Origin of the sequence: Nocardioides gansuensis (assembly GCF_003076135.1) — a bacterium.
In the GTDB taxonomy this organism is placed as follows: Bacteria; Actinomycetota; Actinomycetes; order Propionibacteriales; family Nocardioidaceae; genus Nocardioides; species Nocardioides gansuensis.
Genome location: NZ_QDGZ01000002.1, coordinates 363,450 through 387,342 on the forward strand (window position 1 = coordinate 363,450; position 23,893 = coordinate 387,342).

General features: G+C 71.4%; 28 protein-coding genes. 11 read left to right on the forward strand and 17 right to left on the reverse strand.

The genetic code is table 11. The features are described 5' to 3' along the window. Positions 1-8: 8 nt before the first annotated feature. From DDE18_RS22840 to DDE18_RS06000, 3 genes are all read right to left on the reverse strand, one after another. Entirely contained in the window at positions 9-182 is a 174-nt protein-coding gene (locus tag DDE18_RS22840; RefSeq protein WP_165821055.1) for a hypothetical protein, read from the reverse strand. Positions 183-358: 176 nt separating this feature from the next. After that, positions 359-868, reverse strand: a complete 510-nt coding sequence (locus DDE18_RS05995; protein ID WP_116571519.1) for a flavin reductase family protein — start codon at positions 866-868, stop codon at positions 359-361. Positions 869-878: 10 nt separating this feature from the next. Beyond that, positions 879-1,826, reverse strand: coding sequence for a LysR family transcriptional regulator (locus DDE18_RS06000; RefSeq protein ID WP_116571326.1), 948 nt, complete (start codon positions 1,824-1,826; stop codon positions 879-881). A gap of 71 nt (positions 1,827-1,897) precedes the next feature. On the opposite strand from DDE18_RS06000, the gene DDE18_RS06005 reads away from it, so the two are divergent. Continuing rightward, entirely contained in the window at positions 1,898-2,476 is a 579-nt protein-coding gene (locus DDE18_RS06005; RefSeq protein WP_165821056.1) for a LysE family translocator, read from the forward strand. Positions 2,477-2,485: 9 nt separating this feature from the next. On the opposite strand, the gene DDE18_RS22845 is transcribed toward DDE18_RS06005, so the two are convergent. The 6 genes from DDE18_RS22845 to DDE18_RS22850 form a co-directional block, all read right to left on the reverse strand. After that, positions 2,486-2,659, reverse strand: a complete 174-nt coding sequence (locus DDE18_RS22845) for a hypothetical protein (RefSeq protein ID WP_165821057.1) — start codon at positions 2,657-2,659, stop codon at positions 2,486-2,488. Positions 2,660-2,880: 221 nt separating this feature from the next. Then, the gene (locus DDE18_RS06010; protein WP_116571328.1) at positions 2,881-3,849 is read right to left on the reverse strand and encodes an alpha/beta hydrolase; all 969 of its coding nucleotides are present in this window, start codon (positions 3,847-3,849) and stop codon (positions 2,881-2,883) included. A gap of 23 nt (positions 3,850-3,872) precedes the next feature. Next, positions 3,873-4,829, reverse strand: a complete 957-nt coding sequence (locus DDE18_RS06015) for an ABC transporter ATP-binding protein (RefSeq protein ID WP_116571329.1) — start codon at positions 4,827-4,829, stop codon at positions 3,873-3,875. After that, positions 4,829-5,614, reverse strand: coding sequence for an ABC transporter permease (locus DDE18_RS06020; protein ID WP_245916467.1), 786 nt, complete (start codon positions 5,612-5,614; stop codon positions 4,829-4,831). Before DDE18_RS06020 ends, DDE18_RS06015 begins: the two co-directional genes overlap by 1 nt. 43 nt (positions 5,615-5,657) lie before the next feature. Further along, positions 5,658-6,482, reverse strand: coding sequence for an ABC transporter permease (locus DDE18_RS06025; protein WP_245916468.1), 825 nt, complete (start codon positions 6,480-6,482; stop codon positions 5,658-5,660). Between the two features lie 476 nt (positions 6,483-6,958). Continuing rightward, positions 6,959-7,240, reverse strand: a complete 282-nt coding sequence (locus DDE18_RS22850) for a hypothetical protein (protein ID WP_165821022.1) — start codon at positions 7,238-7,240, stop codon at positions 6,959-6,961. Between DDE18_RS22850 and DDE18_RS22855 the strand changes: the two genes are divergently transcribed. Both DDE18_RS22855 and DDE18_RS06035 read left to right on the forward strand, forming a co-directional pair. After that, a complete protein-coding gene (locus DDE18_RS22855; RefSeq protein ID WP_165821023.1) occupies positions 7,224-7,574 on the forward strand; it encodes a hypothetical protein in 351 nt (116 codons plus the stop codon). The genes DDE18_RS22850 and DDE18_RS22855 overlap by 17 nt on opposite strands. Continuing rightward, positions 7,555-8,223: a class F sortase gene (locus DDE18_RS06035; protein ID WP_245916469.1), complete on the forward strand. Its 669-nt coding sequence runs from the start codon at positions 7,555-7,557 to the stop codon at positions 8,221-8,223. Before DDE18_RS22855 ends, DDE18_RS06035 begins: the two co-directional genes overlap by 20 nt. 1 nt (position 8,224) lies before the next feature. Here the strand turns inward: DDE18_RS06035 and DDE18_RS06040 are convergent, their stop codons facing one another. The 3 genes from DDE18_RS06040 to DDE18_RS06050 form a co-directional block, all read right to left on the reverse strand. Further along, the gene (locus DDE18_RS06040) at positions 8,225-8,728 is read right to left on the reverse strand and encodes a CAP domain-containing protein (RefSeq protein WP_116571331.1); all 504 of its coding nucleotides are present in this window, start codon (positions 8,726-8,728) and stop codon (positions 8,225-8,227) included. A gap of 115 nt (positions 8,729-8,843) precedes the next feature. After that, positions 8,844-10,910 (reverse strand): elongation factor G-like protein EF-G2, encoded by a 2,067-nt coding sequence (locus tag DDE18_RS06045; RefSeq protein WP_116571332.1) that lies wholly within the window; start codon positions 10,908-10,910, stop codon positions 8,844-8,846. A gap of 53 nt (positions 10,911-10,963) precedes the next feature. Beyond that, positions 10,964-11,485 carry a YbhB/YbcL family Raf kinase inhibitor-like protein gene (locus tag DDE18_RS06050; RefSeq protein ID WP_116571333.1) on the reverse strand — a complete coding sequence of 174 codons (522 nt, stop codon included), beginning with the start codon at positions 11,483-11,485 and terminating at the stop codon, positions 10,964-10,966. Between the two features lie 52 nt (positions 11,486-11,537). Here DDE18_RS06050 and cobA point away from each other — a divergent pair, with 52 nt between their 5' ends. The 3 genes from cobA to DDE18_RS06065 all read left to right on the forward strand — a co-directional run bounded on the left by cobA (position 11,538) and on the right by DDE18_RS06065 (position 14,232). Continuing rightward, a complete protein-coding gene (gene cobA / locus DDE18_RS06055; protein ID WP_116571522.1) occupies positions 11,538-12,776 on the forward strand; it encodes a uroporphyrinogen-III C-methyltransferase in 1,239 nt (412 codons plus the stop codon). Beyond that, positions 12,769-13,572 (forward strand): TrmH family RNA methyltransferase, encoded by an 804-nt coding sequence (locus DDE18_RS06060; protein ID WP_116571334.1) that lies wholly within the window; start codon positions 12,769-12,771, stop codon positions 13,570-13,572. The genes cobA and DDE18_RS06060 overlap by 8 nt, the downstream gene beginning before the upstream one ends. Positions 13,573-13,644: 72 nt before the next feature. Continuing rightward, positions 13,645-14,232: a hypothetical protein gene (locus DDE18_RS06065; RefSeq protein ID WP_116571335.1), complete on the forward strand. Its 588-nt coding sequence runs from the start codon at positions 13,645-13,647 to the stop codon at positions 14,230-14,232. Here the strand turns inward: DDE18_RS06065 and def are convergent. Next, entirely contained in the window at positions 14,199-14,804 is a 606-nt protein-coding gene (gene def, locus DDE18_RS06070) for a peptide deformylase (protein WP_116571336.1), read from the reverse strand. The genes DDE18_RS06065 and def overlap by 34 nt on opposite strands. Positions 14,805-14,911: 107 nt before the next feature. Here def and DDE18_RS06075 point away from each other — a divergent pair, with 107 nt between their 5' ends. Together DDE18_RS06075 and DDE18_RS06080 are read left to right on the forward strand one after the other, a co-directional pair. Continuing rightward, entirely contained in the window at positions 14,912-16,276 is a 1,365-nt protein-coding gene (locus DDE18_RS06075) for an acyl-CoA dehydrogenase family protein (RefSeq protein ID WP_116571337.1), read from the forward strand. After that, the gene (locus DDE18_RS06080) at positions 16,276-17,487 is read left to right on the forward strand and encodes an acyl-CoA dehydrogenase family protein (RefSeq protein WP_116571338.1); all 1,212 of its coding nucleotides are present in this window, start codon (positions 16,276-16,278) and stop codon (positions 17,485-17,487) included. Before DDE18_RS06075 ends, DDE18_RS06080 begins: the two co-directional genes overlap by 1 nt. Positions 17,488-17,576: 89 nt before the next feature. On the opposite strand, the gene DDE18_RS06085 is transcribed toward DDE18_RS06080, so the two are convergent. Continuing rightward, positions 17,577-17,864, reverse strand: a complete 288-nt coding sequence (locus tag DDE18_RS06085) for a YiaA/YiaB family inner membrane protein (protein ID WP_116571339.1) — start codon at positions 17,862-17,864, stop codon at positions 17,577-17,579. Positions 17,865-17,962: 98 nt separating this feature from the next. Here DDE18_RS06085 and DDE18_RS06090 point away from each other — a divergent pair, with 98 nt between their 5' ends. Genes DDE18_RS06090 through DDE18_RS06100 form a run of 3 tightly spaced genes read left to right on the forward strand, consistent with a single transcriptional unit; the run spans position 17,963 to position 21,490 of the window. Beyond that, positions 17,963-19,405, forward strand: a complete 1,443-nt coding sequence (locus tag DDE18_RS06090) for a pyridoxal phosphate-dependent decarboxylase family protein (RefSeq protein ID WP_211754425.1) — start codon at positions 17,963-17,965, stop codon at positions 19,403-19,405. Between the two features lie 7 nt (positions 19,406-19,412). Further along, complete coding sequence (locus DDE18_RS06095; RefSeq protein WP_116571341.1) at positions 19,413-20,027, forward strand: hypothetical protein; 615 nt, start codon at positions 19,413-19,415, stop codon at positions 20,025-20,027. 26 nt (positions 20,028-20,053) lie between these two features. Continuing rightward, positions 20,054-21,490 (forward strand): GuaB1 family IMP dehydrogenase-related protein, encoded by a 1,437-nt coding sequence (locus DDE18_RS06100; RefSeq protein WP_116571342.1) that lies wholly within the window; start codon positions 20,054-20,056, stop codon positions 21,488-21,490. A 21-nt stretch (positions 21,491-21,511) separates the two neighbouring features. Here DDE18_RS06100 and DDE18_RS06105 read toward each other — a convergent pair whose 3' ends face one another. From DDE18_RS06105 to DDE18_RS06115, 3 genes are read right to left on the reverse strand one after another with little or no spacing between them, the layout of a single operon-like run. After that, complete coding sequence (locus tag DDE18_RS06105) at positions 21,512-22,258, reverse strand: ABC transporter permease (RefSeq protein WP_116571343.1); 747 nt, start codon at positions 22,256-22,258, stop codon at positions 21,512-21,514. Between the two features lie 10 nt (positions 22,259-22,268). Continuing rightward, a complete protein-coding gene (locus DDE18_RS06110) occupies positions 22,269-23,231 on the reverse strand; it encodes an ABC transporter ATP-binding protein (protein ID WP_116571344.1) in 963 nt (320 codons plus the stop codon). A 38-nt stretch (positions 23,232-23,269) separates the two neighbouring features. Next, positions 23,270-23,854: a LysR substrate-binding domain-containing protein gene (locus DDE18_RS06115; RefSeq protein ID WP_116571345.1), complete on the reverse strand. Its 585-nt coding sequence runs from the start codon at positions 23,852-23,854 to the stop codon at positions 23,270-23,272. Between the last annotated feature and the right edge of the window lie 39 nt (positions 23,855-23,893).

Here is a 23,893-nt window from a genome sequence, read left to right on the forward strand (position 1 = left end):
CTCGCAGGCTAGTGGTCCTTCCCGTCTTCGTCCGTTCGGCCGGCGTCGCGCTGGTCGGCCATGGACCTCAGGTCGCGCTGGATCTCCCTGGCTCGCTTCCGCTCGAACAGCAGGATCAGCACGGCGACACCGAGAAGTACGACGACGGTGAGCACCACACCGAACGCGTCCACAGGTCTCATCCCTCCCTTCGTACAACCGGTACCCGGTCCGCCGGCCGTTCGTCGAGCGCGGACTCGGCGAGCCGTTCCGGCTCAGGCGGGTGAGATGAGCGGGAAGGGCGAGCCGATCCCCCCACGACCAAGGGCGCACGCTGCCGTGTTCCCGCCTGGGTGCCTGGGGAGCGCCTTCGCCAGCGTCACGGCTGGACCGCCCGTTCCTCGCTGTCGTGGCCGGGGACGAGGTGGGCGGCACTCGAGACGCGCAGGGGCACGAAGCTCCCGCTGGTGTGGGCCGAGCGCACCCGTGTGGTGAGGCAGACATGGTCGCTGCCGTCGTCGAGCACCGCGATGCGCCCGAGTGACATCCGGTTCGGGCATGCCCCCAGCAGCGGGACGCCGAACTGGTCGAGATCGACGTCGAGGCCTGCGAACTTGTCGGTGTCCTCACCCGAGAGGGTGCCGAACCGCTCCGCAAGCGTGAAGTCCTCCGGCGTCAGGAAGTGGACCGCGAAGTGTGCGGTGCGCAGGCTCACGCGATAGGTGTGGTTGGCCTTCGACAACCACACGCAGTAGTGCTGGGGCGTGATGCTCGACTGCACATGGAATCCGACCAGGCACCCGGCCCGTTCGTTCTCCGCGGCCGTGGTGAGCACGATCAGCGGCGGGTCGGCCGAGGCCATCAAGGTGCCGAACGCGTCATCGCTCACGTCGGTCACCCTAGTCCGCCGATGACACGGGGTTGGCCCGCCACTCCTCCCGGAGGTCCGTGCACACATCGCGCAGCAGGTCGATCAGCTCGTCGACCAGGGGCGCCAGTCGGGTGTCTGTGGCGTGCACAGCCCAGAGTCGCCGGCTCAGGCGCGGACGTTCGAGCTCGCGGTGCACGGCTCCTGGGGTGCGCCGAACCGCCAGCCGCGACAGCACCGCGACCCCGAGACCGGTGCCGACCATCGCCTGGGCGACGTCGTAGGACTCGGTCTCGAACTGGACCCGGGGCCGCAGGTCGTGCTCACGCGCTATCCGGTCGAACTGCTCGCGCGCCGTCTCGCCCGAGAGGATCGCGACCCACGGCTCGTGCCGGAGCTGGGAGAACCGGACCCGCCTCTCGGGAGGGGTGAGGGCCAGTCGGTGCTCGGCCGGAAGGCATACGACCAGTGGGTCATCGAGCAGCGGCACCCCGGTCAGCCACGCGGCCAGGTCGGGCGCGTCGTCGTACGTGGCCACTATCGCCAGGTCGAGCTCCCCCCGCGTGACCCGGGAGCGAAGATCGGTGCTGGTGCCTTCCACGATCGACAGATCGCTGCCCGGCCGACGGTGCCGTAGCGCGGTCATCGCCTCGGGCAGGACTCGAAGAGCCACGGAGAGGAAGGCCCCGATGCGCAACCGGGCCACGGCTCGCCCCAGGAGGTCGTCGAGCTCGGCAGCGGCCGCGTCGCAGGCTTCGTCGATCACGAGTCCGTACTTCGCCAGGACCGAGCCGGCCTCGGTGAGTCGTGCGCCACGAGGTCCGCGATGGACGACCGGCACGCCCCAGTCGCGCTCGGCCTTGGTCACCTGGGCGGTCAAGGCCCCGGGGGTGAGTCGCAGCTCGGCTGCGGCGCGAGCCAGCGATCCGTGCTCGGCCACCAAGGCGAGCATGCGGAGCTGGGACGGATCAACAGCCATTCAAACATTCTAATGCTCCTGCATAGAGAAGTGATTTCTCTGAATGCTCAGAGTCGCGCAGGGTGGCGTGCGTGGTCAGCCAACTCGTCGCGTTCCTTCCCGTGGTGACTCTTCTGGTCCTGGTCCCTGGCGGGAACAACCTCCTCGTCCTCCGGACGGCCGTGGAGATCGGCACCGACGCCGCGCGAGCCGCGACCGCCGGCACGAGCGCAGGGATCGCCGCCTGGTCGGTGGCAGTCGCCCTCGGCGTCGGTGGGCTCGTCGCCGGCCTGCCGGGCGGGCTCGACACCCTGCGCATCCTGGGCTCGGTGGCCATGATCGCCATGGGGCTGTGGGCGATGCTGCCGAGACATTCGACGCCCGCCGAGGCGCCTCCGTCGTCCGGCTTCCTCACCGGACTGGCCGTGTGCGTGACCAACCCCCGCACCCCCCTGACCGCCGTCTCGTTGCTCCCGCAGTTCTCGCTCCCCGAGGCAGGCGTGCTGAGCACCCTCGCCCTCGGTGTGGAGTGGGCGGCGGTAGCCGGCGCCTGGAACCTCCTCTGCCTCAGCCTCGCCCGCGGGCGCCTCGACGGCGCACGCGGACGGACACTCGCCCGGATCGGCGGACTGATCGTGTGCGGCGTAGGAGTCCTGGGACTACTCGTCTGACGGGCGCGCTCAGCCGACCGCGTGCGACGGATCGGACTCCGGCTGCGCGGCCGCAAGCCGGGCGAGGACAGCCCGGATGAGAGCGACGGTGTCGGCCTCGTCATGTCCGAAGCTATGGAGATAGGCCGTCATCCCGTGGCGGGTGATCTCCAGCTCTTCGTCTGTGAGATGGATGGTGTTCATGCCTCCAGCGTAGGTCGATCGGGCATGCGGACACGGCAAAAAGCCATCGAAGTGACAGCGCCACAGCGGCGCAACCGCCGTCAGGCCACCTTCGCGGCGAGGCAGTATGTCCCCATGGGAGCGGTCTCCAACGGACGCGCCATCAGCGCCGCCCTCCGAGGAAGGACGCCCTCCAGGCCGCCTGAGCGATGACGACGAGCGCACCAGCGACGGCACGTGCGTCAGCGTCCCTCGACCCAGGCCCGCAGCCACGTGTCGAGCTCCCGGTAGACCACCTTCCGCACGTCGGGCAGCGAGAGCACGACGTCGTGCCGGGCCCCGTCGACCGCGATGCTGGTGACGTGGGTGCCGATGCTGGAGGCCCAGCGGCGGATCTGCCTGACGTCCAGCACGACGTCGCTGCGGTGCACGGGATCGCCCATCTGGGAGGGGAAGGCGGAGCGTCGCGACGAGAGCACCAGCGTGGGCGCGGCGATCTTGAGGCCGCGGTGCAGCTCGGCGTGTCCGCGCCGGATCGCGCGCAGCCAGCCGGCGTAGACCGGCCAGGACTGCTCGGGCTTCCAGGCGAGGTCGAAGGCCCACTCGCCCTCATGGTCGCGGTGCAGGGAGCGGGCGTAGAACCCGTTGACCTTGCGGGGGATGACCCGCCGGGGCTGACGCGCGCCGAGCTGGCTGACAGCCAGCTTGCCGGCGGGCGTGCGCAGCCAGGCGGAGCCGTGCATGTCGAGCCAGGGGGAGTTGAGCACGAGGCCCGTGAGCTCGGCCGGCTGCCGCTCGTTGAGCCACAGCGACATCGTCAGTCCGCCCGTGGAGTGCGCGCTGCCGATGATCTCGGTGTGCCCGTCGCGCTTCGTGGCGCGCTGCCACGCCTCGTCGAGCTCGGGGAAGTATTCGCGCAGGTCGGCGACGTAGTTGGGGGTCTGGTGCTCGCGGATGGACCGGCCGTACTTCCGGAGGTCGAGGGCGTAGAACGTGTATCCCCGCGACGCCCACCACTCGGCGTACTCCGTCTGGAAGAAGTAGTCGGCGAAGCCGTGGACGTGCAGCACCGCCCGCGTCGTCGGCTCGGCGTGGCCGAGGTCGGCGGGGGAGAGGCGCACGAGCGTCGCGACGACGGGTCCCTCGTCGTCATCAGGCAGCTCGATGGTCTCGACGGTGTACGGCGCTCCCAGGACGTCCTCGCTCGGCATGCCCCCAGCCTAGGGATGCCCGGTCATCCGCGGGCGTAGAGCTCGCGGATGACCTCCTCGATGTCCGGCTCCTGGATGGAGAGGTCGGCGACGTCGTACGACGCGGCGACCGCCGAGACGATCGGTGCCGCGCTGGCGTCGGCCGGGAAGGCCAGCCACTGCCGCGGACCCTCGACGCGGCGGACCTCCGCGCCCGGTACGGAGATCGGCTCGGCCTCGTCCACGAGGTCGACGACGAGCGTGCGCGTCGAGCCACCCTGGCGGTGCAGCTCGGCCAGCGGCCCGTCGAAGACGGTCGTGCCGTGGTCGATGACGATCACCCGGTCGCACAGCGCCTCGATGTCCTGGAGGTCGTGGGTGGTGAGCATCAGGGTCGTGCCGTTCTCGGCGTTGAGCGCGCGCAGGAACTCGCGCAGCCGGCCCTTGCTGATCACGTCGAGCCCGATGGTGGGCTCGTCGAGGTAGAGGATCTCGGGGTCGTGCAGGAGGGCGGCGGTGATGTCGCCGCGCATCCGCTGGCCGAGGCTGAGCTGGCGCACAGGCGTGTACAGCAGGTCGCCGAGGTCGAGCAGCTCGACGAACCGGTCGAGGTTGGCGCGGAAGGTGGGCTCGGGGATCCGGTAGATCTTGCGGAGCAGCTCGAAGGAGTCGCGGAGGGGGAGGTCCCACCACAGCGTGGTGCGCTGCCCGAAGACCACGCCGATGCGCCGAGCGAGCTCGGTGCGCTGGACCGCTGGCTCGAGGCCGCCGACACGCAGGTGACCTCCGGTCGGCACCAGGATGCCAGTGAGCATCTTGACCGTCGTCGACTTCCCGGCGCCGTTGGGCCCGATGTAGCCGACCATCTCGCCGGCGGGGACGTCGAAGCTCAGGTCGTGCACCGCGTGCACCGTCGTCGCCCGGCGCCGTAGCCCGCCGGTGCGCCTGCGGACGGTGAAGGTGCGCTCGAGGTCGCGCACCTCGATGAGGGAGTCGGCCATCAGGATCCTGTCGAGGTGTAGTGGCGTACGCCGGTGCGCCAGGCCAGCAGGGCGAGCGCCATCGAGACGACGGCGGCGACGGGGGAGCAGAACTGCAGCCAGGCCGGCATGCCGAACGGGTCGTCGCGCCCCAGCAGGTAGAGGCAGGGATACCAGTTCACGAAGGCGATCGGCAGCACGAAGGTCAGCGACACCAGGACCTCGCGCGGGAAGACCGTCAGGGGATACTGCGTGACCGTGTTGCCGCCGTAGGTGAAGCCGTTGGCGAACTCGCTCGCATCGGTGGTCCAGAACTGGATGCACGAGAAGCCGACGAAGAGCGCGAAGAAGATCACGGTCGCGCTGGCCATCATCACCACCGCCACGAGCACCCGCAGGAGCGTCCAGTCGACGACCGGGGCCGCCCACGCGAACACCACCGCCGCCTGGGTGATCCGGCCGAGCCGGCGGAGCGTGAACTGGTCGGCGCACACCTGCACCAGGAGCGGCACGGGCTTGGTGAGCATCTGGTCGAGCCGGCCGGTGCGGACGTAGGTGCCGATCCTCTCCACGCTCCCGATCAGGGTGTCGGCGATCCCGATGCCGATGCCGCTCGCACCGTAGAGCAGCGCGACTTCGCGGAGGCCGAAACCGCCGAGGTGGTCGATGTTGGCGAACATGATCCACAGGCCCACGAAGTCCAGCCCGTTGATGAGCATGCTGCCGACCACGAGCATGACGAATGAGCCGGGGTAGACCCAGGCCGCGCGCACCCACAGCCACGTGATGTCGCCGTACGCCGTCACGGCCGGTCGAGCGCCTCCGGCCGGTCGAGCGGAGTCGAGACCCCTAGCCACCCTGCACCACCACCTTGCGCGTCGCGGCGCGCATCACGAGCGAGCAGCAGCCGAGCAGGACGACGATCCACAGCAGCTGGAAGCCGAGCGCGGCGAGGGCGTCACGGCCCGTGTGCGTGCCCAGCCACAGGTCGTTGGGCACCTGGATGATGGCGGACCACGGCAGTGCGTTCGCCAGGGTGCCGAGGGAGCCGGGGAAGAGGACCAGGGGCAGCGTCGTCCCGCTGAAGAACATCGCGAGCGCGGCGCTGAGCACCCTGGGTCCGGTGGCGTCGAGGAGCCAGAAGGCTGTGCACGCCACCAGGAAGCGGATGGCGAAGCTCACCGTCACGGCGAGTGGCAGGCTCACCGCGAAGACGAGCGCGGCGACGGGGGAGTCGGGGAGCCGGAGGTCGAAGAGCAGCATCCCGACGAGCGTGGGGGCGAGGCCCCGCGTGAGCAGGTGGTACGCCGAGCGGCCGAGGTCGGCGGCGAGGTACCACCGGATCAGGCCGACCGGGCGGTAGAGGTCGATCGCCACGTCACCGCTGCGGATCCGCTCGGCCAGGTCGTCGGTGGTGCCGCCGCCCCAGATCGCCACGGTCATGAGCAGTCCCTGGGTGAGCCACACGAACGTGACGGCGTCGACCGCGTCGTAGCCACCGGCGTCGGGGTCCTGTGCCCAGAGCGCGAGGTAGGCGAAGGAGTAGATGACCCCGAAGACGGAGTTGGTGAAGATCCCGGCCAGCGTGGCCGACCGGTAGGTCGCGTATCGGCGGAACGCCCGCGTCGCGATCGCGGCGTAGAGCATTCCGGCCTCCCCCCTCGACTGGACCACCGGCAGACCGGCGAATCTACCCACTTTGGGGTACGCGGGGCATCACGACCGTCCGCGTCGTCCAAACGGGGCGATCGTGACAGGCAGGAGGGCCTTCCGCCGCGAACAAGGGGGTTACACCAGATGACGAAGAAGAAGCGCACATGGGGAGCTGTGGCCGGCACGATCGGCTTGATCGTCGCACCGGTCGGTGTAGTGCTCGCCGCACCAGGCCTGGCAGGAGCCGTGCAGGACTACGGCACCGTCCGCATCGCCGACCCCGACAACACCGGGGTCTGCCAGCCGCAGTCCGCCCACGTCCAGGTCACCGGCAACCAGACCTCGGTCGTCTACACCGCGCCCGCAGGGATGCTGGTCTCCAGCTATTGCGTGAAGGCAGGCTCGGACGAGCAGGGTGACGGACCGGTGTACGTGACGGTCTCACCTCCGGCCCGCACGGTGACCATCAAGCACCCGAGCGGCAAGGCCCTCAGCCACTACACGGTGACGCTGGTCCGGGGGCCGTCGACCACGACGTCGACGTCGAGCCCGACGACGACCACGTCGAGCCCGACGACGACCACGTCGAGCCCGACGACGACCACGTCGAGCCCGACGACGACCACGTCGAGCCCGACGACGACCACGTCGAGCCCGACGACGACCACGACCCCGACCACGACCACGACGTCGGCCCCGGCCACCACGGCCACCACGACCACGACGACCACGGCCACCACGACCACGACGATCACGCCGTCCGTGACGACGACCCACACCACCACGGTCTCGCCCGGTACGCAGACGCCCACCCCAGTCGCAGGGGAGCAGGAGGAAGCGGCCGAGGACGACGTCGAGGTCAAGGATGAGCAGCCCGTGAAGCAGCCGCAGGCTCAGGAGCAGGTCCAGGAGGCTCAGCCCGAGGTCGCCGGCACGCAGGCGGAGATCCCGACAGTCGTCAACGCCGGGCTGTCCGGGGACAGCCAGGCACCTGCCGAGGTGCCCTTGTGGGCCCTGGGTCTGGGTGCGGCCGGCTTGGCCTTCCTCGCGATCGCGCTCATCCTCTCCCGGGTGGTCCGGGCACGTCGAGGAGGTGCGCACGCTGCGCGGTGACACAGCGCTCTCCCGGCTCACGGCCGTCCTGGCCGTGGCCGGGGTGCTGCTGGTGGTGGTCGCCGCACTCCTGCTGAGCAGGGGTACGCCGGCCCGGGTCGAGGGGCCCACGCAGGCCCTCGACCCGGCCGGGTCGCCCACGGTCGCGGCGAGCCCGAGCTCCAGGTCCTTCGGGCCGCCGCTGGTCTCGAGCGGTCCGCGGCACCACCTCCCCGCGGGGCCGCCGCTGCACGTCGCGGTCCCGTCCCTGGGACTGGCGGCACACGTGGTGCCCGTGTCCGCCGACGGCAGGACGCTGAACCCTCCGGGCGACCCGGGTGTCCTCGGCTGGTGGGTGGGCGGAGCCTGGGCCGGTGCCGGACGAGGCAGTGCGCTCGTCACGGGTCACACGGTGCACGCCGGTGGCGGGGCGCTTGACGACCTGGAGCGGATAAGGCCAGGCGCTCAGGTCCAGGTCCGCACGACGCGAGGGCAGATCGACTACGTGGTGACCGACGTCGCGGTGCTGGGCAAGGAGGAGATCGCCCGGCGCGCGCCCGAGCTGTTCAGCCAGGAGGTGGCGGGGCGCCTGGTGCTGGTGACCTGCGAGGACTGGGACGGCGAGGGCTACCGCTCCAACGTCGTGGTGACGGCCCGGCCGCGGAGATGACTCAGCTGTCGCCGAGGTTGAGCACCCCGACGTAGCGCCCCCGGCCGTCGCGGCGGACGGCGATGCCGATCCGGCTGGCGCGGTGCTTCAGCAGCACCGCCTTGTGCGCCGGTGACGCCAGCCAGGCCTGGACGGCCTGGGCGGGGGTCAGGCGGGAGCCGCGGATGAGGTTCTCGCCCGCCCAGCTCTGGTGACAGCGCCTCAGCACCACCGACTGGTCCCGGTGCAGCAGGTCTCCGAGGTCCACGAGGTGCCGGGACCAGTCCTCGGCGATGCCGTCGAGGCAGGCGTCGGCGACCCGGATCACCGGCACGCGTGCCCGCTCGCGGGCCTTGTTGATCTCGACGATGAGCTGCTGCTCGAAGGTCTCCATCGCCGACGCGTAACGCGCCTTGCGCATGGGACGGTGGACCTCCGCGGTGCCGGCGTGCGCCGGCATCAGGGCGGCCGACACGGCGCTCAGCACGAGCACGGCCAGGGGGCGGGCGAAGCGGCCTCTTAGCACTGCTTTTCTCCATCAGGTGGTGAGTCTTGACGTCTGCTCGACGTGGACCCCCCCATCCCAGGACGCAGCCTAGAATAGAAATTGACGATTCCATGAGGAAATCGGCAAACCTGACTCAGGTTCGGCGTCTCGGCACGGCGACCGCCAGCTCCTCGGGCATCGGCTCGTAGTGCGCGAACGTGCGGGTGAACGTGCCGGCCCCGTGGGTGGCGGAGCGCAGGTCGACCGCGTAGCGGAGCAGCTCGCGCTGCGGCACGATGGCCCGGACCACGGTGCGGTCGTCGGCCTGCTCGGTGCCGAGCAGTCGCCCACGCCGGGCCGACAGGTCGCTCATCACGCTGCCCACATGGTCGTCGGAGACCAGCACCGATACCTCGTCGTACGGCTCGAGCATCGCGACGGTGGCGCCCTCGGCGGCGTCCTTGAGTGCGAGCGCGCCGGCGGTCTGGAAGGCCATGTCGGAGGAGTCGACGCTGTGCGCCTTGCCGTCGACCAGGACGACCCTCAGGTCGACGACGGGATAGCCGAGCCGGACGCCGCGGTCCATCTGCTGCCGCACGCCCTTCTCCACGCTGGGGATGAACTGGCGCGGCACGGACCCGCCGACGACCCGGCTCTCGAACGCGAACCCGCTGCCCTCGGGCAGGGGCTCGACCTCGATGTCGCACACGGCGTACTGCCCGTGGCCGCCGGACTGCTTCACGTGCCGGCCATGGCCCTTGGCCGGGCCGAGGAGGCACTCGCGCAGCGGGACGACCACGTCCACCTCCGTGACGGTCACCCCGTAGCGCTGACGGAGTCGCTCGAGGGCGACCTCCGCGTGCGCCTCGCCCATCACCCAGAGCAGCAGCTGGCCGGTCTCGGCGCTGTGCTCGACCCGGAGGCTGGGGTCCTCGGCAGCGAGGCGGGACAGTGCAGCGGACAGCTTGTCCTCGTCGGAGCGGCTCGCTGCCTCGATCGCCACGGGGAGGAGCGGGTCGGGCATCTCCCAGGGCCGCAGCACCCGCGGGTCGTCCGTGCTGGACAGCGTGTCCCCGGTCTCGGCCCGCGACAGCCGCGCGACCAGCCCGATGTCGCCGGCGACCACCTGGTCGGTGGGCACCTGGCGGGCCCCGAACGGATGGGCGAGGGCACCGACCCGTTCGTCCTCGTCGTGGTCCTCGTGGCCGGCGGTGCCGAAGCTGGCGAAGTGCCCGGAGACATGGACGGGGACGTCGGGGCGCAGGGCGCCGGAGAACACCCGCACCAGGCTGACACGACCGAGATAGTGGTCGCTGGAGGTCTTCACGACCTCGGCGACCAGCGGACCGGCCGGGTCGCAGGTGACGGGCTCCACCGCCACACCGGCGGGGGTGAAGAGGTCCGGAGGCGCATGCTCGGGCGGGGACGGGAAGGCGCGCACGCAGAGGTCGAGCAGCTCGCCCAGCCCCACGCCGGTGGTGGCGCACACCGGGACGACGGGGAAGAGCGTGGCGTGGGCGATCGCGGTCTCGAGGTCGTCCACCAGCACCTTCTCGTCGATCTGCTCGCCGCCCACGTAGCGGTCCATCAGGGTCTCGTCCTCGGACTCCTCGATCACCGCCTCGACGAGCTCCCCGCGACGCGGGTCGTCGGTCGCGCCGGAGAGCAGCCCGGTGAGCCTGTCGCCCTCGAGGACGTAGACCGGCAGCACCTTCTCGCCGAATGCGGATCGTGCCGCGGCCAGGGCGGTGTCGACGTCCGCGCGGGCGTGGTCGAGCTTGGTGAGGACCAGGGCGCGCGGCATGCCGACCTGGGCGCACTCGCGCCAGAGGTCGCGCGTGCTGTCGTCGACACCCTCGTGCGACGCGATGACGAAGAGCGCACAGTCGGCTGCACGGAGGCCTGCGCGCACCTCGCCCACGAAGTCGGCGAACCCCGGAGTGTCGACGAGGTTGACCTTGACCCCCTCATGCACCAGCGGGGCGACGCTGAGCGAGACGGAGCGTCCATGAGCCTGCTCGACGTCCTCGTGGTCGCTCACCGTGGTGCCGTCGGCGACCGTCCCGGGGCGGCTGATCGCGCCCGTGTGATGGAGGAGGGCCTCGACGAGCGAGGTCTTGCCTGACTGAGTCGGCCCGACCAGGACCACGTTGCGGATCCGGTCGGGCCGAAGCGCCGACAGGTCGTGGTCGGTCGCCCTTCTGCCGTTCTTGTCTCCCATACGGCCACGAAACTCCGCCTCCGCCGCGAGCACAAGAGGCAGGGCAGAAGAGGTCAGTGCTGGTAGGTCCCGTGGATGATCGCGCGGCCGAGAGTCTTGAAGGCCAGGTTGACGCTCATCACGGCGTTGGAGGCATCGGCGTCGATGCCCAGGCTGTCCTCGCCGACCGCGTGGACCACGAAGAAGTAGCGGTGCACGTGGTCGCCCTGCGGGGGAGCAGCACCCATGAAGCCGGCCTCGCCGCCGTCGTGGCGCAGGTGGAAGGCATTGCCGGGGAGCTCGCCGGCGGCCGCCCCAGTTTCGAGCGACGTCACGTCTGCCGGGATGTCGACGAGCGCCCAGTGCCACCAGCCGCACGGGGTGGGGGCGTCGGGGTCGAAGCAGGTGACGACGTAGGACCGGGTGCCCTCCGGGGCTCCCTCCCAGCTCAGCTGGGGCGAGGTGTTGCCCAGGGCGGCGACCTGGGCGTCCTTCAGCGGCTGCCCGTCGGTGACGTCCGTGCTCGTCACCGTGAAGGACTCCCTCGCGGGAAGGTAGTCGTAGGGATTCGGGGCGATCGGGCGTTCGATGCTCATGGGGTGAACCTAACGACCCGGGCGCCCACAGGTACAGGGAAGAATGCCCGGCATGAACGAGTTCCCGCCGTACCCCTCAGGCCTCCGGCTCGCCGGCCGCAAGGTCGTCGTCGTGGGGGGCGGACACGTCGCGCAGCGGCGGGTGCCGGCCCTGATCGCCGCCGGTGCCCGCGTCACCCTGGTCGCGCCGACAGTGACCCCGGCGCTGGAGGGAATGGGGGGCGAGATCGAGATCCTCGCCCGCCGCTTCGAGCCGGGCGACCTCGACGGCGCCTGGTACGTCATCGCGGCGACGAACGACCCCGTGGCCAACGAGCTCGTCACGCAGGCGGCCGAGGAGCGGCGGATCTTCTGCGTGCGCAGCGACGACGCGGCCGAGGCCACGGCCTGGACGCCGGCCACCGGCCGGCACGGCTCGGTCACCGTCGCCGTGCTGGGCAACCGGGAGCCCCAGCAGTCGGCGGCGCTCCGCGACGAGATCCTCACCGCGCTGCGCGACGGCCACCTCAACGCCTCGGGCGCCCTCGACCGCACCCCCGGAGTCGTGCTGGTGGGTGGCGGCCCCGGCGACCCCGAGCTGGTCACCGTCGCCGCCCGCCACGCCCTGGCCTCGGCCGACGTGGTCGTCGCCGACCGCCTCGCCCCACGCGAGCTGCTCGACGAGCTGGGTCCCGACGTGGAGCTCGTCGACGTGGCCAAGCTCCCGCGTGGCCGCAGCGCCCAGCAGGAGTTCATCAACCAGCTCATCGTCGACCGGGCCCGCGAGGGCAAGCGGGTCGTCCGGTTCAAGGGCGGCGACAACTTCGTCTTCGGTCGCGGCTTCGAGGAGATCGAGGCGTGCCGTGCCGCCGACGTCCCGGTCACCGTCATCCCCGGCCTCTCCTCGTCGATCTCGGTGCCGGCCGTCGCCCAGATCCCGGTGACCCACAGGGGAGTGGCACACGAGTTCACCGTGGTCTCGGGGCATATCCCGCCCGGCCACCCCGACTCGCTCGTCACCTGGGACGCCCTGGCCCGCCTCCAGGGCACGATCGTGGTCCTGATGGGCGTGGAGAACGCCGCGGCCATCGCCTCCGCCCTGGTCCAGGGCGGCCGTGACACCGAGACTCCGGTCGCCGTGGTCGTCGAGGGCACGATGCCCGAGGAGCGCACGGTGCTCAGCACGCTCGGCTCGCTGGCAGACGACCTCAAGGCCCAGGACGTGAAGCCCCCCGCCGTCATCGTGATCGGCGAGGTCGTCCGGGTCGCCCGGCCCGAGCACTACGGACACAGCGCGCCCAGTCGTGGCTGAGCTCGTCGCCATCGACGACCCCGCCGATCCGCGCCTGGCCGACTACCGCGACCTCCGCGACGTCGAGCTGCGCAAGCACCTCGAGGCCGAGCACGGCCTCTTCCTCGCCGAGGGCGAGAAGGTCGTACGCCGCGCCCTGGAGGCCGGCTACGCCCCGCGCTCCTTCCTGATGGCGCCCCGGTGGCTGGACGGCCTGGCCGATGTGCTCGACCCCACCGACGCGCCCTGCTACGTCGTGTCGGAGCAGCTGGCGGAGGAGGTCACCGGCTTCCACGTGCACCGCGGCGCGCTGGCCTCGCTGCACCGCCGCCCGCTGCCGACCGTGGACGAGGTGCTGACCGGCGCCCGCTCCGTCCTGGTGCTCGAGGACATCGTCGACCACACCAACGTGGGAGCGATCTTCCGCTGCGGCGCGGCGCTCGGGTTCGACGCCGTCCTGCTGGCCCCGCGCTGCGCGGACCCGCTCTACCGCCGCTCGGTCAAGGTCGGGATGGGCGCGGTCTTCTCGACCCCGTGGACCAGGCTCCCCGGCTGGGCCGATGCCCTCCCGTCCCTGTCGGAGCGCGGCTTCACGACCGTGGCGCTCACGCTCGCCCCGGATGCGGTGCCGATCGAGGAGGCCGTCGCCGGGATCGACCAGGTGGCCCTGGTCCTGGGCTCCGAGGGACACGGCCTGTCCCGCCGGTGGGAGGAGTCCGCCGACCGCCGCGCAGTCATCCCGATGGCCGCCGGCATCGACTCGCTCAACGTCGCGGCTGCCACCGCGGTCGCCTGCTACGTCGCCTCCAGGCGCTGACCGGCTCGCCCGTTCGGGGTGAATAGAGGGTGAACGGCTGACGTCCAGCAGATGGCATGACACCCTGCCGGGGTGCAGGGAGAGAAGCGCTCGTGGGGGCTGGTGGCCTGGCGGCTGGGGGTGGCCACGTCGGCCCTCACCGGGGTCTGGCTGGCGTCCCGGCAGTACGACGTGTGGTGGACGGCGCTGAGCCAGCTGGCCAGCCTCGGGGCAGGCGTGGGCTACCTCGTGCTCGCCGCCGGCGCGGCCAGCGGGCGCACCGGCCCCCGCCGCGCACTGGCCTCGGCGTGGTTCCGCGGCGCCACGGCCACGACCATGGTGCTGGTCGCCTCGGCCTTCCTCGCCATGCAGCACGGCAACCTGCTCGACCCCTACTCGATCTTCGAGCACATGCTCACCCCCGCGCTGGTGGTCACCGACCACCTCCTGGTCGGCGTGGACCGGGCCGGGGCGCGCCGCTGGCATCCCTGGTCCTGGCTGCTGCCGCCGGCCGCCTACCTCGCCTACTACGTCGTGGGCGACCTGCGCGTCTACATGGACCTCGACCCCTCGCGCCCGGCGGCCTTCACCGCCCACACCGCGGTGCTGCTCGGGGTCCTCCTGGTGAGCGCCTTCGCGCTCGCGCCTCAGCCCACGGAGGCGGGCCACTCGGGCGGGTAGTCCTCGGCCGCCTTCTCGTGCGCCTTGCGCAGCTTCTTCCGCGCCCGGTCGGAGAGGCGGTCTCCGAAGACGGTGCCGAGCGTGTGGTCGGTCTCGTGCTGCAGGCAGCGTGCCAGCAGCCCGTCCCCCTCGAAGGTGACCGGCTGGCCGTCGAGCCCGAAGCCGTCGACCCGCGCCCAGTCGGGCCGTGCGCACTCGATGAAGGCCCCGGGATAGGACAGGCAGCCCTCGTCGCCGTCGTCCAGCCGCCGCTCGCGCCCCTCGGGGAGCGTGAGCACCGGGTTGCAGACCACGCCGACGGTGCGCTTGCCACTGGCGTCGGGGCAGTCGAAGACGAACATCGCGACGTCCTCGCCGATCTGGCAGGCCGCGAGCCCGACCCCGTCCGCGGCATACATGGTGGCCACCATGTCGGCAGCGAGCTGCGTCAGCCCGTCGTCGTACTCCGTCACCTTGGCCTGCGGCCGGTGCATGACCGGGGTGCCCCAGCGGGTCATCGGGCGGACGGTGCCGCCCTCGGGAAGGGGTCCGTACGGCGCGTGGACGGCGTCGTCCGCGGGGTCATCGGGCATGCCGGTGATCCTAGTGAGGCGTCCCGGAGCGCCCGCGTGACCGGGGACACGCTCACCGGGCGTGCGAAGGTGTGGCGCCGTGTGTAACTCGGAGTTACATTGACGGCATGTCCCTCATCAACATCCTCAAGCCAGGGGGGAGGAACGGGCTCTCCTCGCGGGAGCGCCGTGACCCGATCGGCTTCACCGTGGCGGCGCTGAACAGGCTCGCCCAGAGCGACCTCATCGACAGGGTCGGCCTGCGCAAGCAGACCGAGCAGGCGGTCTTCACCGTCACCCGCAACGGCTTCAAGACCGCCACCGCGGCCGGCCGGCAGTTCAAGAAGGTGAGTGGCAACACCTTGGCCGGCACCCGTGCCCCGGCCGCGAAGGCCAGCGGCCTCTTCGACCTGACGCCCACTGACGACGAGCAGATGCTCGTCGACGTGGTGACCGAGTTCGCCACCGAGGTCGTGCGCCCGGCCGCCGCCGAGGCCAACGAGACCTGCGCGGCGCCCGAGGGGCTGTTGAAGGCCAGCCTGGAGATCGGGCTGCCGATCCTCGGCGTGCCGGAGTCGCTCGGCGGCATCTCCGAGGAGCGCTCGGCCACGGCCGGCGTGCTCGTCGCGGAGGCCCTGGCCAGGGGAGACATGGGACTCGCCGTCGCTGCCCTGGCTCCCGGCTCGGTCGCGACGGCGCTGGGCCTGTGGGGCACCGTGGCGCAGCAGCAGACCTACCTGCCGGCCTTCACCGGAGACGACGTGCCGGCCGCCGCGCTGGCGCTCACGGAGCCGTCGGTGCTCTTCGACGTCCTCGCACCGGCCACCACGGCCGAGCGCGCGGGCGACGGCTTCGTGCTCAACGGCGTGAAGTCCGCGGTCGTCCGCGGCGCCGAGGCCGAGCTGTTCGTCGTCGGTGCCTCCCTCGACGGCAAGCCCGCACTGTTCCTCGTGGAGTCCTCCACCGAGGGCCTCGAGGTCGAGGGCGACCCGTCGATGGGCGTCCGCGCCGCGTCGCTGACCCGACTCGAGCTCAACGACGTCAAGGTCGACGCCGACGCCCTGCTCGGTGACGCCGACGGCGAGGCCTACACCGAGTGCGTGCGCCTCGCCCGTCTGGCCTGGTGCGCCCTCGCAGTCGGCACCGGCCAGGCCGTTCTCGACTACGTCACGCCGTACGTCAACGAGCGCGAGGCCTTCGGGGAGCCCATCAGCCACCGCCAGGCCGTGGCGTTCATGGTCGCCGACATCGCGATCGAGCTGCAGTCGATGCGCCTCCTGACCTACAAGGCGGCCGCCCGCGCTGCCCAGGGCAAGGACTTCAGTCGCGAGGTCGCCCTCGCCCGCAAGCTGTGTGCCGACAAGGGCATGCGGATCGGCCTCGACGGCGTCCAGCTGCTCGGTGGCCACGGCTTCGTCAAGGAGCACCCGGTCGAGCGGTGGTACCGCGACCTGCGTGCGATCGGAATCATGGAAGGTGCGGTGCTCGTCTGATGCTCAACCTGGAGACCCCCAAGAAGCACCGGATGCTCATCGACCAGGCCCACCAGGTCGCGATGAACATGCTCCGGCCCATCTCCCGCAAGTACGACCTCGCCGAGCACGAGTACCCCAAGGAGCTCGACATGCTCGCCGCGATGATCGACGGCCTCGAGGAGTCGGGCGCGTCCGAGGGCGCCGGCGCGACCGGCGTACGTCGCGACGAGACCGCCGCCGAGACCGGCAACAAGAACGGCTCCAACCTCTCCTCGGTGCTCTCCGTCGCGGAGATGTGCTGGGGCGACGTCGGCCTGATGCTGACCTTCCCGCGCCAGGGACTCGGCAACTCCGCGATCGCCTCCGTGGCGACCGACGCGCAGCTCGAGCGTTTCAAGGGCACCTGGGCCTCGATGGCGATCACCGAGCCGGCCTTCGGGTCCGACTCGGCGCAGGTCTCGACCACCGCGGTGCTCGACGGCGACGACTACGTCATCAACGGCGAGAAGATCTTCGTCACCTCGGGGGAGCGCTCCGACTCGATCGTGGTCTGGGCCACGCTGGACAAGTCGCTCGGCCGGGCAGCCATCAAGTCGTTCGTCGTCACCAAGGACATGCCCGGGGTGAAGGTGGAGCGGTGCGAGCACAAGCTCGGCATCCGCGCCTCCGACACCGCGGTCATCACCTTCACCGACGTGCGCGTCCCGAAGGAGAACCTGCTCGGCTCGCCGGAGATCGACGTCAAGCAGGGCTTCGCCGGCGCCATGGCGACCTTCGACAACACGCGGCCGCTGGTGGCCGCGATGGCCGTCGGCTGCGCGCGTGCGTCGCTCGACCTCACCCGCGACCTGCTCGAGCAGGCCGGCGTGACGATCGACTACGACAGGCCCGCCCAGCTGCAGTCCGCCGCCGCCGCCAAGTTCCTCCAGCTCGAGGCCGACTGGGAGGCAGCCCAGCTGCTGACCATGCAGGCCGCGTGGATGGCCGACAACCGCAAGCCCAACTCGCTCGAGGCCTCGATGGCCAAGGCGAAGGCCGGCCGCGTGGCCTCGGACGTCACGCTGAGCTGTGTCGAGCTGGCCGGCTCCGTCGGCTACAGCGAGGCCGAGCTGCTCGAGAAGTGGGCGCGCGACTCCAAGATCCTCGACATCTTCGAGGGCACCCAGCAGATCCAACAGCTCATCGTGGCGCGGCGGATCCTGGGCCTGACGAGCGCCGAGCTCAAGTAGGTTTCGAGGCTCGCTTCGCTCGCACCTCAGCCACCGAACAGCACGAAGCCCCCTCCCGGATCACCGGGAGGGGGCTTCGTGCGTGGTGGTCAGGCGATGGACTTGAAGGGGTCGTGCTCGGCGAGCAGCTTGTCGACGCGGGCCTGGTCGAGGCGGGACATGACGGCCTGCGTCTCCTGGGCGTCCCGGACGCACTTGGCGAGCGTGAAGCTCGACGTCACGAGGAACATGGTGCCGAGGCCGAGGAAGGCGCGGATCCACGGGTCCACCGGGAGGTAGAAGACCGCGAAGATCATCGTGAGCAGGGCGACACCGAAGCTGATGCCGGCCTGGAGGTAGAAGGCGTTGGTGGTCTTGGGCTGGGTCGGAGTGCTCATGGCTGAAGCCTTCCCTGTGCCACGCGTTGCGGGATCCGGCTGCGCACCCCACCTCGGCTGAGTACGTGCGCCCAGCCGTGCCGAGTAGGTTCTCCGCCATGACGGGGCACATGACACCCGAGGAGTTCCGCCGGCAGGGCCACGCGGTCATCGACTGGATCGCCGACTACTGGGAGTCGCTCGACGAGCTGCCCGTCCTCTCCAGGGTCGCTCCAGGAGAGGTACGCCGTGCACTCCCCGCCGCTGCGCCCGAGCACCCGGAGCCGTTCGACTCGCTGCTCGCCGACGTCGACGCGATCGTCGTACCGGGGCTGACGCACTGGCAGCACCCGCGGTTCTTCGCCTACTTCCCGGCCAACTCGTCCCCGGCCGCCATCCTCGGCGACCTGCTCTCCAGCGGCATCGGCGCGCAGGGGATGATCTGGGCGACCGGCCCGGCCGTCACCGAGGTCGAGCAGGTGGTCGTCGACTGGCTCGCGCGGGCGATGGGGCTGCCCGAGCAGTTCCTGCACGCCGCGCCCGGCCGTGGCGGGGGAGTCATCCACGACACCGCGTCCACGGCCACCTTCACGGCGCTCGTGGCGGCGATCAGCGCGGCCACGGGAGGGCGCTCACCCGAGCAGGGACTCGGCAGCCACAGGTGGACCGTCTATGGCTCGACGCAGGCGCACTCGTCGCTGGTCAAGGCCGCGATGATGGCCGGCCTCGGCTCCGACTGCGTGCGCGGCATCCAGGTCGACCCCCGCACCCAGGCGATGGACGTGCGGGCGCTCGAGCGCCAGCTCGCCGACGACGTCGACGACGGCTTCCAGCCCCTGTTCGTGCAGGCCGCCGTCGGGACGACGTCCACCGGCGCCGTCGATGACGTGGAGGAGATCGCGATGGCGGTCGACGGGCTGGCCTGGCTGCACGTGGACGCGGCGTGGGCGGGCGTGGCGGCAGTGTGCCCCGAGCACCGCGACAGGCTCATGCGCGGCGTCCACCTCGCCAGGTCGTTCGTCACCAACCCGCACAAGTGGCTGCTCACCACCTTCGACTGCAGCGTGCTCTGGGTGCGGGACAGCGCACTGCTGACCGGTGCGCTGTCGATCACGCCGGAGTATCTCCGCAACGCCGCCACCGAGTCGGGCGAGGTCGTCGACTACCGCGACTGGCACCCGCAGCTCGGCCGCCGGTTCCGGGCGCTCAAGCTCTGGGCCGTGCTGCGGACGTACGGGCTCGAGGGGCTGCGGGCGCACATCCGCGACGGCGTCGCGCTCGCGGCGTACGTCGAGGAGCTGGTCGCCTCCGACGACCGCTTCGAGCTGGTCACGGACCGCTCGCTGAGCCTGGTGGTGTTCCGGCTGCGAGCGGGTGACGACGCGACGCTGGCCGCGATGGAGGCGCTCAATGCCTCGGGGGTCGCCTACCTCAGCCACACCCGGGTCGAGGGCCGGGCCGCGATGCGGCTGGCCGTCGGCAGCTGGCGCACGACGCGGGCCGACGTCGACCGCACCTGGGCGGCGCTGCAGGAGGCCGCGGAGGGCGTGCTCGGGGGATAGTCGGGGCATGACGCTCTATGCCCACAACCCCGGCCGCATGCTCCTCCAGCTCACCGCCGACGTGCTCTTCGTCTGCTGGGTCGTGCTGTGGGCCTGGATGGGCATGACGGTCCACGACGGCACCCTGGCGCTCGCCGCCCCCGGTCGGCTGACCGACCAGTCCGCCTCGGCGATGGCGGACCGGCTCCGCGACGCGGGCGGCCGGCTCGACGACGTGCCGGTCGTGGGCGACGAGGTGGCCATCCCCTTCGACGAGGCGGCGGAGGCCTCCGACGGGCTCGCGGCCGCGGGGCGGTCGTCGGTCGAGGCCGTCGAGGACCTGGCGCTGTGGCTGGGGCTGTCGATCGCGCTGATCCCGATCCTGGCCGTCGGGGCCGTGCACCTGCCCCTGCGATGGCGCTTCGTCCGCGAGGCGACCGCGGGCGCGCGGTTCGTCGACACCAGCGAGGACCTCGACCTCTTCGCGCTGCGGGCGCTCGCGCACCAGCCGATGCACGTGCTGGCCCGCATCAGCGACGACCCGTCGGGCGCGTGGCGCCGTCAGGACCCGGCCGTGGTGCGGCGGCTGGCCGAGCTCGAGCTCCGGGACGTCGGTCTCCGACCGCCACGTCGTACGGCATGAGGCCCGACCGCGTAGATTGGACCGACGTGCGCTTCCTCCACGACGCGGCCCCGCCGCACGACCTGACCTACGACGACGTCTTCATGGTCCCCCGCCACTCGGCCGTGGCGAGTCGTTACGACGTCGACCTCTCCACGGACGACGGGACGGGAGCGACGCTGCCGCTCGTCGTCGCCAACATGACGGCCATCGCGGGGAAGCGGATGGCCGAGACGGTCGCCCGGCGCGGAGCGATCACCGTCATCCCGCAGGACATCCCCATTCCCGTCGTCGCCGACGTCGTGAGCTGGGTCAAGGCCCGCCACCACGTCTTCGACACCCCGATCGAGCTGGTGCCCACCCAGACGGTCGCCGAGGCGCTCTCCCTGATCCCGAAGCGGACGCACCGCGCGGCGGTGGTGGTTGAGGACGGCCGGCCGGTGGGCGTGGTGTCGGAGACGGACTGTTTCGAGGTCGACCGCTTCGCCCAGGTCGGGCAGGTGATGCAGCGCGACATGGTGCTGGTCGAGGACTCGGCCGAGCCTCGCGAGGTCTTCGACCGCCTCGAGGAGGCGAAGGCGCCGCTGGCGGTCGCGGTCCGGGCCGACGGACGGCTGACCGGGGTGCTGACGCGGCTCGGCGCGCTGCGGGCGACGCTCTACACGCCCGCGGTGGACGCCGACGGTGGCCTGCGGATCGCCGCGGCGGTCGGCGTGAACGGTGACGTCGGCACCAAGGCCAAGGCCCTGCTCGAGGCCGGCGTGGACTGCCTCGTCGTCGACACGGCCCACGGTCACCAGGACCGGATGCTCGAGGCGCTGCGTGCGGTGCGCGCCCTCGCGCCGGACGTGCCGGTCGCCGCCGGCAACGTCGTGGACGCCGACGGCACCCGGGCGCTCATCGAGGCGGGCGCCGACATCATCAAGGTCGGCGTCGGGCCCGGCGCCATGTGCACCACGCGGATGATGACCGGCGTCGGCCGGCCGCAGTTCTCTGCCGTCCTGGAGTGCGCGGCGACCGCCCGCGAGCTGGGCAGGCACGTGTGGGCCGACGGCGGCGTGCGGCACCCGCGCGACGTCGCGCTCGCGCTGGCGGCCGGGGCGTCGTCGGTGATGATCGGCTCCTGGTTCGCCGGCACCCACGAGTCGCCGGGCGACCTCATGCACGACGCCGACGGGCGGGCGTTCAAGGTGTCCTTCGGGATGGCCTCGGCCCGAGCCGTCGCTAACCGCACCTCGTCGGAGTCGGCGTACGACCGGGCCCGCAAGGGCCTCTACGAGGAGGGCATCTCCTCCTCGCGGATGTACCTCGACCCTGCCCGGCCCGGTGTCGAGGACCTGATCGACCAGATCTGCTCCGGCGTCCGCTCAGCCTGCACCTATGCCGGCGCCGCGACGCTCGGCGAGCTCCACGAGCGGGCCGTGGTCGGCGTACAGTCCGCGGCCGGGTTCCACGAGGGCCGGCCGCTCTCCACCTCGTGGTGACGGGGCGTCGAGGAGCCGCGGTCAGCCGTAGTAGACCTTGGTCTCCTCGAACCTGAACCGCCAGGCCGACAGCACCGTGAACAGGACACCGAAGCCGAGCATCACCAGCGACGGCACCAGCACTGCGTCGAGGCCCCCGGACTCCAGGATCACCTTGCGAAAGCCCTCCATCGCCCAGTAGGTCGGCATTGCCGGCGCGATCGCCTGCGCCCAGCCTGGCATGGTCTCCACCGGCACCCAGGCGCCGCCGAGCAGGGCGAGGCCCATGCCACCGACACTGCCCACCGCGTTGAGCTGGTTCATGGTGCGCGCCACCGACGTGACCAGCATGCCGAAGGCGCTCAGCGACACCGCGAGCACCAGGATCAGCACGATCAGGGCCAGCCAGGACCCGGTGACCACCAAGCCGAAGAGCGGCCCCCCGAGGCCGAACAGCAGGAGCAGCTGGACGACGGTGATCATCACGTTCGGCACCACCTTGCCGACCATGATGTCCACCGAGCTCACCGGGGTCGCCCGGAGCCGGTCCCAGGTGCCCCAGCCGTGGTCGCGGAAGAACGTGAACCCGGCGTAGCCGACTCCGAAGGCTGCGAACGCAACGGCCATCGCGGGGATGCCGAACTCCGAGCCGTTGGCGGATTCGTAGCCCTGCGCCCGAAGCGCGGTCGCGAAGAGCTCCTTCATGATGGCGACCATCAGGAGAGGGATCAGCACCACGAAGATCACGGTCGACGGGTCGCTGAGCATCACCCGGAACTCGTGGCGCATGATGGCCCAGCTAGCTCGCGGAGACACCTGCCCCACCTCCCTCGTCTGCTGGCTCGCGTGCTCCGGCAGCGTCGGCCTCCTGGTAGCGGCGGCCGGTCAGCGCCAGGTAGACCGACTCCAGGTCCGGCCGCACGATCTCGACCCCCGCCAGGCTCCCGGGCGGCAGCGTGGGGAGTACGGCGACCAGCAGGGCCGCGGGGTCGGGGGCACGCACCCGCAGCCGGTCGCCGTCGACACGCTCGGCCGCCAGGTCCGCGAGGACCGGTGGATCGCCGTGGAAGGCCAGCTCGACCACGGGCTCCGCGTGCGCCGAGACGAGCTCCGCGACACCGCCCCGTGCGATGACCCGACCGCGATCCAGGATCGCCACCGTGGCCGGCAGGGAGGAAATCTCGGCCAGGTAGTGCGTGGAGTACAGCACCGCCGATCCCTGCTCGGCGAGGCGCTGCACGAGGTCGAGGATGTGTCCCCGGGTCTCCACGTCCGCCCCCGTGGTGGCCTCGTCGAGCATCAGGAGCCGAGGCCGGTGCATGAACGCGATCGCGGTGTGCACCCGGCGCTTCTGACCTCCGGAGAGCTTGCCGGCCTGACGGTCCAGCAGGTCGGTGATCGCGAGAGCCTGGGCTACTTCGTCGACGCGCTGGCGCAGGGCACTGCGACGCACCCCGGAGAGCTCGCCGAAGAGCCGGAGGTTCTGCCGCACCGAGACGACCGGATAGAGGCCCGTGTCCTGCGGGGCCAGGCCGAGCATGCGGCGTACCTCCCTGGACCGCGACAGCGCGTCGACACCACCCACCTCGACCACCCCGCCGTCGGCTTTGCGCAGGCCGGCGACGATCGACACCAGGGTGGTCTTGCCGGCGCCGTTGGGGCCGAGCAGCGCGACGATCTCGCCCTCGGACACGTCGAGGTCCACGCCGAGCAGGGCCTGCTGCTCCCCGTAGGACTTCCGCAGGCCCTCGATGTGCAGCATCCGACCAGCATGGACCCCGGAGGAGCGACCCTCAACCGTCAGCGTGAGGTGTTGGCCGTCCGCCCGCGGGTGATCCCGACGAACGCCTGGGTGTCGTCGTCGTCGCGGTCGATGCGCCAGACCAGGGCGACCGTGGTCGGGTCGAGGTCGGTGACGACGCGGTACGCCGTGTCCTTGCGGTGGTGCAGCCGGGCCACCGACATCGGCACGATCACGACGCCGGTGCCGGCCGCGACCGTCTCGATCGCGTCCTTCTCGTCCATCGGCGGCCAGTCGAGCTGGTCGGCGGTCGGGCGCCAGCCGCTGGGGTGTGGGCGCACGAGCTGCTCGTCGGCGAGGTCGGCCGTGGTCAGCTCGTCGGCCGCCGCGAGGTAGTGGTCCGCGGCGAAGACCGCGACCGGCAGCTCGTCGTACAGCCGGACGCGGTGGACGTCGTCGCGGTCGATGGGCAGCCGGACGATCACCATGTCGAGCTCGTTGAGCGCTCCAGCCTGCTCGTCCTCGGTGACCGGCACGAGGTCGAGCGGCGTGCGGGAGCGGTCGCGCCAGGCGCGCGCCCACTTGTCCGGCGTGGCGCCGGTGACGAATCCGACCCGGAACCTGCTCGCGTCGGTTGGGGTCACCCGAGCGACCTTAGTCGCCCAGGCCGGCAGGGGCGCCAA

Bases quoted from the DNA above. Each gene is read 5' to 3' on its own strand.
- DDE18_RS22840 (WP_165821055.1), bottom strand. From the start codon at position 182: ATGAGACCTGTGGACGCGTTCGGTGTGGTGCTCACCGTCGTCGTACTT.
- DDE18_RS06000 (WP_116571326.1), bottom strand. From the start codon at position 1,826: ATGGCTGTTGATCCGTCCCAGCTCCGCATGCTCGCCTTGGTGGCCGAG.
- DDE18_RS22845 (WP_165821057.1), bottom strand. From the start codon at position 2,659: ATGAACACCATCCATCTCACAGACGAAGAGCTGGAGATCACCCGCCAC.
- DDE18_RS06010 (WP_116571328.1), bottom strand. From the start codon at position 3,849: ATGCCGAGCGAGGACGTCCTGGGAGCGCCGTACACCGTCGAGACCATC.
- DDE18_RS06015 (WP_116571329.1), bottom strand. From the start codon at position 4,829: ATGGCCGACTCCCTCATCGAGGTGCGCGACCTCGAGCGCACCTTCACC.
- DDE18_RS06045 (WP_116571332.1), bottom strand. From the start codon at position 10,910: ATGGGAGACAAGAACGGCAGAAGGGCGACCGACCACGACCTGTCGGCG.
- DDE18_RS06050 (WP_116571333.1), bottom strand. From the start codon at position 11,485: ATGAGCATCGAACGCCCGATCGCCCCGAATCCCTACGACTACCTTCCC.
- cobA (WP_116571522.1), top strand. From the start codon at position 11,538: ATGAACGAGTTCCCGCCGTACCCCTCAGGCCTCCGGCTCGCCGGCCGC.
- def (WP_116571336.1), bottom strand. From the start codon at position 14,804: ATGCCCGATGACCCCGCGGACGACGCCGTCCACGCGCCGTACGGACCC.
- DDE18_RS06075 (WP_116571337.1), top strand. From the start codon at position 14,912: ATGTCCCTCATCAACATCCTCAAGCCAGGGGGGAGGAACGGGCTCTCC.
- DDE18_RS06080 (WP_116571338.1), top strand. From the start codon at position 16,276: ATGCTCAACCTGGAGACCCCCAAGAAGCACCGGATGCTCATCGACCAG.
- DDE18_RS06085 (WP_116571339.1), bottom strand. From the start codon at position 17,864: ATGAGCACTCCGACCCAGCCCAAGACCACCAACGCCTTCTACCTCCAG.
- DDE18_RS06090 (WP_211754425.1), top strand. From the start codon at position 17,963: ATGACGGGGCACATGACACCCGAGGAGTTCCGCCGGCAGGGCCACGCG.
- DDE18_RS06095 (WP_116571341.1), top strand. From the start codon at position 19,413: ATGACGCTCTATGCCCACAACCCCGGCCGCATGCTCCTCCAGCTCACC.
- DDE18_RS06105 (WP_116571343.1), bottom strand. From the start codon at position 22,258: ATGCGCCACGAGTTCCGGGTGATGCTCAGCGACCCGTCGACCGTGATC.
- DDE18_RS06110 (WP_116571344.1), bottom strand. From the start codon at position 23,231: ATGCTGCACATCGAGGGCCTGCGGAAGTCCTACGGGGAGCAGCAGGCC.